The 11,176-nt window shown below is 62.4% G+C and carries 14 protein-coding genes; 2 read left to right on the forward strand and 12 right to left on the reverse strand.

The window, feature by feature from the left end:
• From E5W87_RS19730 to coxB, 8 genes are all read right to left on the reverse strand, one after another.
• Positions 1-322: SURF1 family cytochrome oxidase biogenesis protein (locus E5W87_RS19730; protein WP_292401072.1), on the reverse strand; the 322-nt coding region annotated here is incomplete at its 3' end.
• Positions 319-705: a DUF983 domain-containing protein gene (locus E5W87_RS19735; protein ID WP_126103235.1), complete on the reverse strand. Its 387-nt coding sequence runs from the start codon at positions 703-705 to the stop codon at positions 319-321. The genes E5W87_RS19730 and E5W87_RS19735, both read right to left, overlap by 4 nt.
• An 82-nt stretch (positions 706-787) precedes the next feature.
• Entirely contained in the window at positions 788-1,669 is an 882-nt protein-coding gene (locus E5W87_RS19740) for a cytochrome c oxidase subunit 3 (protein ID WP_292401075.1), read from the reverse strand.
• A gap of 1 nt (position 1,670) precedes the next feature.
• Positions 1,671-2,312 (reverse strand): cytochrome c oxidase assembly protein, encoded by a 642-nt coding sequence (locus E5W87_RS19745; protein ID WP_292401078.1) that lies wholly within the window; start codon positions 2,310-2,312, stop codon positions 1,671-1,673.
• 8 nt (positions 2,313-2,320) lie between these two features.
• On the reverse strand, positions 2,321-2,482 hold the full coding sequence (locus E5W87_RS19750) for a hypothetical protein (protein WP_077381685.1): 162 nt from the start codon (positions 2,480-2,482) through the stop codon (positions 2,321-2,323).
• Positions 2,483-2,484: 2 nt separating this feature from the next.
• On the reverse strand, positions 2,485-3,426 hold the full coding sequence (locus E5W87_RS19755; RefSeq protein WP_292401081.1) for a heme o synthase: 942 nt from the start codon (positions 3,424-3,426) through the stop codon (positions 2,485-2,487).
• Positions 3,427-3,503: 77 nt separating this feature from the next.
• On the reverse strand, positions 3,504-5,156 hold the full coding sequence (ctaD, locus tag E5W87_RS19760; protein ID WP_292401086.1) for a cytochrome c oxidase subunit I: 1,653 nt from the start codon (positions 5,154-5,156) through the stop codon (positions 3,504-3,506).
• A gap of 37 nt (positions 5,157-5,193) precedes the next feature.
• Entirely contained in the window at positions 5,194-6,075 is an 882-nt protein-coding gene (gene coxB, locus E5W87_RS19765) for a cytochrome c oxidase subunit II (protein WP_292401088.1), read from the reverse strand.
• 374 nt (positions 6,076-6,449) lie between these two features.
• Here coxB and E5W87_RS19770 point away from each other — a divergent pair, with 374 nt between their 5' ends.
• Entirely contained in the window at positions 6,450-7,025 is a 576-nt protein-coding gene (locus E5W87_RS19770; RefSeq protein WP_292401091.1) for an invasion associated locus B family protein, read from the forward strand.
• A gap of 139 nt (positions 7,026-7,164) precedes the next feature.
• Positions 7,165-8,577, forward strand: coding sequence for a metalloprotease TldD (tldD, locus tag E5W87_RS19775; RefSeq protein ID WP_292401095.1), 1,413 nt, complete (start codon positions 7,165-7,167; stop codon positions 8,575-8,577).
• Positions 8,578-8,615: 38 nt separating this feature from the next.
• Here the strand turns inward: tldD and E5W87_RS19780 are convergent, their stop codons facing one another.
• From E5W87_RS19780 to E5W87_RS19795, 4 genes are all read right to left on the reverse strand, one after another.
• Positions 8,616-9,122 carry an RES domain-containing protein gene (locus E5W87_RS19780; RefSeq protein ID WP_292401097.1) on the reverse strand — a complete coding sequence of 169 codons (507 nt, stop codon included), beginning with the start codon at positions 9,120-9,122 and terminating at the stop codon, positions 8,616-8,618.
• Positions 9,115-9,483, reverse strand: coding sequence for an antitoxin Xre/MbcA/ParS toxin-binding domain-containing protein (locus tag E5W87_RS19785; protein ID WP_126103242.1), 369 nt, complete (start codon positions 9,481-9,483; stop codon positions 9,115-9,117). The genes E5W87_RS19780 and E5W87_RS19785 overlap by 8 nt, the downstream gene beginning before the upstream one ends.
• A gap of 97 nt (positions 9,484-9,580) precedes the next feature.
• A complete protein-coding gene (locus tag E5W87_RS19790; RefSeq protein WP_292401101.1) occupies positions 9,581-10,822 on the reverse strand; it encodes a class I SAM-dependent RNA methyltransferase in 1,242 nt (413 codons plus the stop codon).
• Positions 10,819-11,176 (reverse strand): SAM-dependent methyltransferase (locus E5W87_RS19795; RefSeq protein WP_367118844.1); only part of this gene is annotated, 358 nt, incomplete at its 5' end. The genes E5W87_RS19790 and E5W87_RS19795, both read right to left, overlap by 4 nt.

An 11,176-nucleotide genomic window follows, 5' to 3' on the forward strand; every position in this document is an offset into this window, starting at 1 on the left:
TGAAGACATTGAAACCGGACTGGCCTTCCCAGGTCGCGAAGAAATGCCGCTCGCCTTGATGCAGGAAAGTGCCTGATGCCGTCACCGGCGTGTAGTCGACGTCTCCGGTGGCGGCAAACCGCTTTTCGATCTCCGCCAACGGCACGGGCGCCGAGTGCGTGCGCTGGTCGATTGTCTGGAGAAGACCCTCTTTCCAGTACAGGCGCTGGACCTGCCAGGTGCCGAGCGCCAGCAGGATGACGAACAGCACCAGGCCCAGGACAAGCAGCAATGCCGTTTTCGGCCGTGAACGGCCTGCGATCGAACCGGATGTCGTGCTCATTCGCCGAGGTCCAGCCTGCCCTCCGCCGCCTTGTTGCGGTACTGCAGCGTCAAGAGCACACCTTTGATCAGCCTGAGCGCGCCCAGGCAAAGCACCAGCGTCAGCGGTATCCACAGCATGAGATGCAGCCAAAGCGGCGGACTAAGCGTCACCTCCATCCACAGCGCCAGCCCGACGACGATGAAGCCGATGATCAGAATGACGAATACCGCCGGCCCGTCGCCGGCATCGGCGTAGGAATAGTCGAGGCCGCAATTGGCGCAGCGTTTGCCGACGGTGAGAAAACCGGAAAATAGCCGCCCCTCGCCGCAGCGCGGGCAGCGGCCGTGCAGGCCGGCCGAAATCGGATCGATTGGTGGCCAGATCGCCTTGTCGTCGCTCATTGCGATACCTTAGTGCCGTTCGCCCCAAAAGATAAGGCGGCCACGTCGCCGCAGCCGCCTCGTCACATTCCCTTAAAAGATTTCAGTGGCCTTCGATCAACGCGCCGCTCGATGCCCACACATAAATCGACGCAAACAGGAACAGCCAGACCACGTCGACGAAGTGCCAGTACCAGGCGGCCGCCTCGAAGCCGAAATGCTGCTTTGGCGTGAAATCGCCCTTTATTGCGCGAACCAGGCAGACCAGCAGGAAGATGGTGCCGATGATGACATGGAAACCGTGGAAGCCGGTCGCCATGAAGAAGGTGGCGCCGTAGATCGAATCCCTGAAGCCGAACGGCGCGTGCATGTATTCGTAAGCCTGCACCATGGTGAACAGCATGCCGAGACCGACGGTCAGCACCAGGCCGTTGATCAGCCCCTTGCGATCGCCATGAATAAGCGAGTGGTGCGCCCAGGTAACCGTCGTGCCCGACAAAAGCAGGATGACGGTGTTGTAGAGCGGCAGGTGGAAGGGGTCGAGAACCTCGAGGCCCTTCGGCGGCCAGACACCGCCGGTGAAAGCAGCGCGAGCGTATTGCTGTGCCTCGCCGGGAAACAGGCTGGCGTCGAAGAAAGCCCAGAACCAGGCGACGAAGAACATCACCTCGGAAGCGATGAACATGATCATGCCGTAGCGCAGGTGCAGCGATACGACACGCGTGTGGTGGCCTTCATGCGCTTCCTTGATGGTATCCGACCACCAAGCGTACATGGTGTAGACGACAATCAAGAGGCCGATGAAGAACAGCCACGGATTGGCGATGTTGAAGCCGAAAATGGGGAAATCGCCGCCCTTGAGATATTGCATGTAACAGACGCCGCCGATCGCGGTGACCAGCGCGCCGACCGAGCCTAGGAACGGCCACGGGCTCGGGTCGACGAGATGGTAGTCATGTTGTGGTTTTGCGTGCGCGTCTGCCATATCAACCCCCGAGGCTTCGTTCGGTATGTGAAACTTTGTTGCGTGTGCCTTCGGCCGGCGCCGACGACGCGACCGGTTTGTTGTTCTCGTTCTTCTCGACCGGGAACATCGTGTAGGACAGGGTAATCGTCTTCAAGTCCTTCAGCTCCGGCGCATTGACGATGTCGGGATCTACATAGAACACGACCGGCATGTCCAGCGTCTCGCCAGGCTTCAGCGTCGTGTCGGTGAAGCAGAAACACTCAACCTTGTTGAAGTAAGATCCCGCCAGTTCCGGCTGCACGTTGAAGGTGGCGCGGGCGGTGGTGGCGCGGACGAACTTGTTGGTTGCGCTATAATGCGCCTGCGCAGTCTCGCCTATCTTGATGGTGATCGAGCGGGCGACTGGCTCGAACTGCCAGGGCACGCCGGCCGTGTTGGCGTCGAAGCGAATGGTGATATCGCGGTCGAGCACGCGGTCGGCATATTGCTGCGTCGCGCGTTTCACGGTGCCGCCGTAACCGGTCGCCTGGCAGAACATCGCGTAGAGCGGCACCGCGGCATAGGCCATCCCGATCATGCCGCCGAAAAAGGCGATGCAGACGCCGGCGACGATGCGGTTGGTGTTCTTCTTCTGAGGATAGGTCACTGTTTGGCGGTTCATCTTGAGCCTCACATCGTTCCGGTGAGGTTGTGACCGAATTTCACGACGGTCGCGATGTAGAAGATGACGACAAGCACCGCCAGCGCCAGGCCGATGGCTACCGAACGGTTGCGCCGCGCCTTCTGCTGGCGCTCGGTCAGCGTGACGAGTTCAAGCTTCTTGTCGGCCATGGTCATGCTCCGCCTGCCAGCGCGCGCCCGACAACGCAGTCGGCAAGATAGATGGCGAAAATGGCGAAGAGATAGAGCAGCGAGTAACCGAACAATGCCTTGGCCGGCTTCATCACATGGTCGCCGTCCGCCATTTGCAGCACCTTCCACGCGTACCAGACGAAGCCGGCGCCAAGCAGCACCGCAGCGACGCCGTAGACAGGTGTGGTGAAACCGAGCGTCCATGGCAGCACGCCAACCGGCGCAAGCATCAGCGCGTAGGCAAAGATCTGGCGCCGGGTCGAAGCCTGGCCGGCGACATTCGGCATCATCGGGATGCCGGCCCTGGCATAGTCCTCGGACTTGAACAGGGCGAGCGCCCAGAAATGCGGCGGCGTCCACAGGAAGATGATCAGGAACAGGACGACGCTTTCCAGGCTGACCGTTCCGGTCGCCGCGGCCCAGCCGATCACCGGCGGAATAGCGCCGGCAGCACCGCCGATGACAATATTCTGCGGAGTCCAGCGCTTCAGCCACATCGTGTAGACGACGGCATAGAAGAAGATGGTGAAGGCCAGGAGCGTGGCCGACAGCCAGTTGACCAGCACGCCGAGTGTCATCACCGACAGCACCGACAGCACCAGGCCGAAACTCAGCGCCTCGCCGGGCCGGATGCGGCCGGCCGGCACCGGACGGCCGGCCGTCCTGGTCATCACCGCATCGATATCGGCGTCATACCACATGTTGAGCGCGCCGGACGCGCCAGCGCCAATGGCGATAGCCAGGATAGCGATCACCGCCAGAAGCGGATTGATGGTCACGGGTGCCGCGACCAGGCCGACAAAGGCGGTGAACACCACCAGCGACATGACGCGCGGCTTCAACAGGACGAAGAAATCGCCCGCCGTCGCTTCCGACATGCGAAAGCCCGGTTCGTCAGTCAATGTGTCGTCGACAAGGGCCATGCGTACTTAAAGTCCATCATTCCGTTGGCCAAAACCGCCGGGCGGACCGGCGGTTCCGTATTCGCCCAGGCAGCCGCCTATTTGATCTTCGGCAGCTGTTCCCACTGGTGGAAGGGCGGCGGCGAAGGCAGCTGCCATTCGAGTGTCGTCGCACCCTCGCCCCATGGATTGGCCCCGGCCACCCGCTTCTTCTGGAAGGCCTCGAACACGCCATAGAGGAAGATGACCACGCCGACGGCCGAAATATACGAGCCGTAGGAGGACACCATGTTCCAGCCGGCAAACGCATCCGGATAGTCGATATAGCGGCGCGGCATGCCGGAGAGGCCGAGGAAATGCTGCGGGAAGAAGACGAGGTTGACGCCGACGAAGGTGACCCAGAAGTGGGTGTTGGCGATGACAGGCGAATACATGTAGCCGGTCATCTTCGGGAACCAGTAGTACCAGCCGGCGAAGATGGCAAAGACCGCGCCCAGCGACAGCACATAGTGGAAATGCGCGACCACGTAGTAAGTGTCGTGCAGCGGGCGGTCGAGACCGGCATTGGCAAGCTGGACCCCGGTGACGCCGCCGACGGTGAACAGGAAGATGAAGCCGATCGCCCACAGCATCGGGGTCTTGAGCGAAATCGATCCGCCCCACATGGTGGCGATCCACGAGAATATCTTCACGCCCGTCGGCACTGCGATAACCATGGTGGCGAAGACGAAATAACGCTGCGTGTCAAGCGACAGGCCCGTCGTATACATGTGGTGCGCCCAGACGATGAAGCCGACCGCACCGATCGCGACCATGGCATAAGCCATGCCGAGATAGCCGAAGATGGGCTTCCTCGAGAAGGTTGAGACGATGTGGCTGACGATGCCGAAGCCCGGCAGGATCAGGATGTAGACTTCCGGATGCCCGAAGAACCAGAACAGGTGCTGGAACAGGATAGGGTCGCCTCCGCCGTCCGGCGCGAAGAACGTGGTGCCGAAGTTGCGATCGGTCAAAAGCATGGTGATGCCGCCGGCCAGAACCGGAAGCGACAACAGCAGCAGGAAAGCGGTGATCAGCACCGACCAGGCGAACAGCGGCATCTTGTGCAGCGTCATGCCGGGCGCGCGCATGTTGAAGATGGTGGTGATGAAATTGATGGCGCCGAGGATCGACGATGCGCCGGCGATGTGCAGCGACAGGATCGCAAGATCCATCGCCGGTCCCGGCTGGCCCGACGTCGATAGCGGCGGATAGATCGTCCAACCGCCGCCGACGCCGTAGGCGCCAGGCGCGCTCGGCATGAAGGCCGAGGTGATCAGCAAGATGAAAGCCGGTGGCAGCAACCAGAACGAAACGTTGTTCATGCGCGGGAACGCCATGTCGGGCGCGCCGATCATGATCGGCACCATCCAGTTGGCGAAGCCGCCGATCAGCGCCGGCATGACCATGAAGAAGATCATAATCAGCGCATGCGCGGTGGTGAAGGCGTTGTACATGCTCTTGCCGCCGTCGAGCGCGGCGTCGGCGTTCAAGCCGTAGACCATCTGCGCCAGGCCGGTGAAAATCTGGATCCCCGGCTCCTGCAGTTCCATGCGCATGACGACAGAAAGGGCACCGCCGACACAGCCGGCCATGATCGCGAAGATCAGATAGAGCGTGCCGATATCCTTGTGGTTGGTCGAATACACCCACCGGACCCAGCCATGATACGGCTTATGGTCGTGATCGTCGTGAGCTGCAGCGTCTGCCATGTTCGGCTCCGTTCCCTGATCTTTTCTGGTCGCGGCATCAGTTGCCGGCGGCCGCTACCTTATCTTTGCTGTCGACCTCGGCCATCAACGCCTTGTTGGCGCCGGGAAGGTCGGTGCCGGCTGCCGCCAGCCAGGTCTTGTACTGGGCGTCGGAGACGACGCGGATCGCGATCGGCATGAAGGCGTGGTCCTTGCCGCAGAGTTCCGAGCACTGGCCGTAGTAGAGGCCTTCCTTTTCCGCCTTGAACCAGACCTCGTTGATGCGGCCCGGAACCGCGTCGGTCTTGATGCCGAAGGACGGCATGGCAAAGGCGTGGATCACGTCTGCCGCCGTCACCAGCACGCGGGTCATGGTGTTGACCGGCACCACCATCTCATTATCGACGGCGAGCAGGCGCGGATAAACGCCGCGATCTTCCTTACCGGCCGCCGCGCGGTCAGAATCCGCCAGGATTGCGGAGTTGAACGAAAGCGTGTTTTCGGTCTGGTATTCGTAATCCCAGTTCCACTGGTTTCCCGTCGCCTTGACCGTCAGCTTGGCTTCCTCCGGCGGTGTGTATTGCGCGGTCAGAAGCTGGAACGACGGGATGGCGAGGCAGAGGAGGACGACGACCGGTCCGACCGTCCAGATCACCTCAATCAGCGTGTTGTGACTGGTGCGCGAGGGATTCGGGTTGACGCTGGCGCGGAATTTCAAGATGCAATAGGCGATGAGAGCGAGCACGAACAGTGTGATCGGCACGATGAACCACAGCGTATAGTGCTCGAACCAGGCGATCTGCCGCATCATCGCGGTGGCGGCGGGCTGGAAGGTCACTTCCCACGGTGCAGGCTGGGCGGCATGGGCCGATGCACCGGTGAGCAGTGTGGCGGCCGAAGCGCTTGCTAGGAATTTGGCGCCTGCTAGGAATTTTCTCATTGCCCTCATCATCTCCCAGTTCCTCGCGACCGGACCGCAAGAATATCGAACAACGCCGGGACGGGAATCCCGGACAGTTCCGAGGCTGGTTCAAACCATACTCTATTTGCCTCTGCAAGAAAGGAGCGGCGGAAACCGTGCGGCATTTTTGCGCGCAAGCGCGGCTGCGCCTTTTGGTGGCGGCCGCAGCGATGGCGGATCGCGGAAGCCCGAGCGGCGGAGTGTCCTGGCAAAATGCGCCGGCCGGTCGCAATTCGGGCGAATTTGGCACGGAAAAGCGCACAATTGCCTTGGTCGAAGCAAGCCGGCAGTGGTCTCATCCTTTACTTGCCCTTGGCGCGGCTTAAAGTGCCGTGATTCGCAATGGAGCCGTCATGAACTCTTGGCTTTGGGGACTTGGGCATTCGAGACTTAGCCTTTTGAGATGTGGGCTTTCAAGAAGCTTGGCGAAGGTCATCCTTCTCACTGCCGTGTCTAGCGTTGGCCTGTCCGTTGTAAGCCAGGCCAATGCCGCGCAGCCAAGCGGCAAGGTGCGGTCGACGCATGGCGCTTGGTCGATCATCTGCGACACGCCGGCCGGCGCCACATCAGAACAATGCGTGATGATGCAGAACGTCGTCGCCGAGGACCGTCCCGAGATGGGGCTTTCCGTCGTCGTGCTGCGCACAGCCGACAACAAGGCCGAAATCCTGCGCGTGCTGGCGCCGCTCGGCGTGCTGCTGCCCAACGGACTTGGCCTCAATGTCGACGGCAAGGACATCGGCCGGGCCTATTTCGTGCGCTGCTTCCAGGACGGCTGCTATGCCGAGGTCATTCTCGAAAAGCCGCTGCTCGACACGCTGAAGACTGGAACGTCAGCCACCTTCATCGTCTTCCAGACGCCGGAGGAAGGCATCGGCATTCCGGTCGAGCTCAAGGGTTTCGCTGACGGTTTCGCCGCCCTGCCTTGAACCAGTCAGAAGCCCAAATCCTTACCAACGAAAGAGATTGTGACCGGCCTTTAGCGATGACAATGGTCATTGCCGATTGTCTGGGCGCATCTTCGCGCCTACATCGTGAGGACAATCTCTTTCCACGGACGGACCTGCCATGAACAGCCTCATCGGCCAATTCGACATTTCCGACGATCGCATCAAGCAGATCGTCGCAGAGACCATCAACGGCGCCGACGACGGCGAACTGTTCCTCGAATACAGCGAGAGCGAAGCGCTGATGTTCGACAATGGCCGGCTGAAGACAGCCAATTTCAACACCGACCAAGGCTTTGGCCTGCGCGCCGTCGCCGGCGAAGCCAGTGGCTACGCGCATTCCAGCGATCTTTCCGAAGCATCGCTGCTGCGCGCCGCCGACGCCGTGTCGACGGTCAAGGGCGGCTATTCCGGCACGCTTGCCGCGGCTCCCGCCCGCACCAACCGCCATCTCTATGGCGACGAGAATCCGATCCCCTCGCCCTCCTTCGAGGTCAAGGCCAAGCTCCTTCAGGAAATCGATGCGTGGCTGCGAGCCGAGGATCCGCGCGTGCGACAGGTGACGGCTTCGCTCGCCGCCTCCTGGCAGCATGTTGAGATCGTGCGTGCCGACGGCCAGGTGGTGCGCGACATCCGCCCGCTGGTCAGGATCAACGTGTCGGTGGTGGTCGGCAATGGCGACCGCCAGGAGAGCGGCTCCTACGGCATGGGCGGACGCAAGGCGTTTGGCGAATTCCTGGTCGAGGAGAGCTGGAAACACGCGGCCAAGGAGGCGCTGCGGCAAGCGCTGATCAACCTCGAGGCCATTCCAGCGCCCGCCGGCACCTTCGACATCGTCCTGTCCAGCGGCTGGCCGGGCGTCATGCTGCACGAGGCCGTCGGCCACGGGCTGGAAGGCGACTTCAACCGCAAGAAGACATCGGCCTTCGCCGGGCTGATGGGTCAGCAGGTGGCCGCGAAAGGTGTCACCGTCGTCGACGACGGCACCATGGCCGAGCGGCGCGGCTCGCTGACCGTCGATGATGAAGGAACACCTTCGGCTCGCAACGTGCTGATCGAAGACGGCAAGCTTGTCGGTTATATGCAGGATCGCCAGAACGCCCGGCTGATGGGCATGAAGGCCACCGGCAACGGACGGCGGGAGGGTTACGCACACCAGCCGATGCCGCGCATGACCAACACCTACATGACCTCAGGCGACATGGAGCCGGACGAAATCATCGCGTCGGTCAAGAACGGCATCTATGCCGTCTCCTTCGGCGGCGGCCAGGTCGACATCACCTCGGGCAAGTTCGTGTTCGGCTGCACCGAGGCCTACATGATCGAGAACGGCAAGGTGACGCAGCCGATCAAGGGCGCCATGCTGATCGGCAATGGGCCTGACGCCATGCACCGCGTTTCGATGATCGGCAACGACATGAAGCTCGACACCGGCATCGGCATGTGCGGCAAGGCCGGACAGGGCGTGCCGGTCGGCGTCGGCCAGCCGCATCTCAGGATGAACCAGATGACGGTCGGCGGGACCAGGGTTTGAGCGGCCGGCCGTCGAGGCAGGCCTGTTTGAAACTCCCGTTATAGCCACGAAGCCGGCGTTTTCGGCAGGCGATGGTCGGGATCGATGATGTCGAGGCGCGGAGCGTCGTCCTCGTTCCAGCGCCAGAGCGCAACGCACGTGCCGCCGGGTGACATGAAGGAGGGATAGGTCACGCCATGCAGCCCATCGGCAAGCAAGCGATCCCTCAGCGTGTGGGTCTCTGGTACCAGGCCTCGATCCAGTATATCTCGCCACTCACACCGATGAATGTCCGTAGTTACCCCGAGATCGGCCAGCGTATCTGCGTCGGTCAGGTCGGCTAGCCGCGCGCCCAAGAGTTCGAGCTGGGCGATCAACGCCGGATGCTGGACGAAGCCCTGATTGTATTCGGCCCAGGCGGTGGACAGTTCCCGTGCCGCGTAGATCGTCGGGGCGCCGAGAGGATTCCAGCGGCCGCCAAAGCGGGCAGCACCTTCGCCGGAAAGCGGCAGATGCGCCCAACGCGGCACGAAGGCACGCCATAGGCTCAGCCTGGTTTCAGGCATAGATGCCGGAGCGGACTGCCTCCAGATAGGCAAGCACCTTGTCCGTCTTGCCTTCCCGAACCAGATCGTAGGCGGTCTTGCCAGCCCAGCCGGGGATCGGCTGATGCTTGAACCAGATCGCCGCGCGCTGCTCATTGCCGGCCATTTCGCCCGCCATCGCCAGAATGCGAACGACGGGACTAAGTGCAGCGTCGACCTTGCGCGCGCCGGCCTTGGCGGCAAGCGTGTTGCGCGCGACACCGATCAGGCCGGCCAGCTCCGTGAGATTGACGCCGAGCAGTTCGGCGACCCGCCTTGCCGAGAGAAATGGCGTGCGCTCCTCGCCGAAGCGCGACGCTGGAATGTCGAGGGCTACAGCCATGGCGATTTCCTACCACACTTTGACAACATCTCATCAAGATATGCTCAATCGACGCGCAATTCAAGCTCAACAGACGCCAACCTGCATTCCTGCCAGCTTATCGCCTTCGCCTCGGCTTCTCCAACAGCGCGACGGCCTCGACATGCGGCGACCACAAGAACTGGTCGATCGGCGTCACGCTTTTCAGCGCATAGCCGCCGTCGATGAGGATGCGCAGGTCCCGCGCCAGCGTCACCGGATTGCAGGAAACCGCGGCGACGAGCGGCACGTCTGAACGGGCGATCTGCTTCGACTGGTCCTCGGCGCCGGCGCGTGGCGGATCGAAGACAACGCCGTCGAAGGCATTCAGCTCCTTGAAAGTGAGCGGCCGGCGGAACAGATCGCGGCGTTCGCTGGTGACCCGCTTGAGGCCGCTGGCGAAACGGAACGCCCGATCGAGTGCCGAAAGCGCTGCGGCATCGCCCTCCACCGCATGGACTTCCGACTTCGCGGCCAAGCGTAGCGCAAAGCTGCCGCAGCCGGCGAAGAGATCGGCGACCTTTTTGGCGCGCGCGAGGTGCCGGCCGACGACGTCCGCCATCGTCTGCTCAGCCGCCTCGGTGGCCTGCAGGAAGGCGCCCGGCGGCACCGCGACAGCGACGCTGCCGAACGTGACAACCGGCTTCTTGGGCTCGATGATGATCTCGCCATCGATCGAAAGCCTGGCCAATCCCTCGGCGATGACGAAGTTGGAGGCGACGCGGCGCTGGTTCTCGCCGAGCTTGCCGGACTCGTGAACTGCGACATCGAGGCCGGAACCGGTCACCGTGACCGTCATGCGGAACGATTTGGTCGTTGCGCAAACCAATTCGGCGAGTGCGTTCAGACGGCCAAGCTTTGCGACGATTTCGGGCAGCGAGATCGGGCATTCCTCGATGGAAATGACTTCGGATGACAGGGCGCGAACGAATCCGAGAAGCATGCCGGCCTCGCTTCGTCGCGCGGTGAACACGACGCGCCGGCGTGTCTGCGGCGCGCACGGCACCAGTGCGCCGACGTCGCAGGCGATGCTCTTGGTCCTGAGCGCATGCACCACCTTGTCGCGCTTCCACTGATGATAAGCTTCGGCCTCGAGATGCTGGATGGCACAGCCGCCGCATTCGGTAAAATGCCGGCAGGCGGGGTCGATGCGAAGCGGCGACGCTTCCAGCACCGCCATCAGCGTGGCGCGATCCTTTTCGCGCGCGGCGGTGACGGCTTCACCGGGCAACGTGAACGGAATGAAAAGCTCGCCGGTTTCAGTCTCGGCGACGCCGTCGCCCTGGGAGCCCAGTCTTGTGATCGTGAAGCGCGCGTTCATCGACCGTCGATCCCACCGTTTTTCACCCCGGCATCCTTGATCCCTGCGAGCAGGAACTCGCGATTGCCGTCGCCGCCTTCGATCGGCGACAGATGCAATCCCAGCGAGCGCCAACCGGGGACGCCGTCGAGCCAATCCTGCAGCAGGCCGGCAACCCGCGCCGCATCGTATGGGTCTTTCAGCAAGCCGCCCTTGCCGATCGCCTCGCGGCCCGCCTCGAATTGCGGCTTGACCAGAAATATTGCTCTGGCACCGCTCCTGGCAATGGCGAGCGCCGGCGGCAGCGCCAGTTTCAACGAGATGAAGCTGACATCGGAGACGATGAAATCCGGAATGCGATCGGCAAGGTCGGTG

It is taken from the genome of Mesorhizobium sp. (genome assembly GCF_004962925.1).
Taxonomy (GTDB): domain Bacteria; phylum Pseudomonadota; class Alphaproteobacteria; order Rhizobiales; family Rhizobiaceae; genus Mesorhizobium.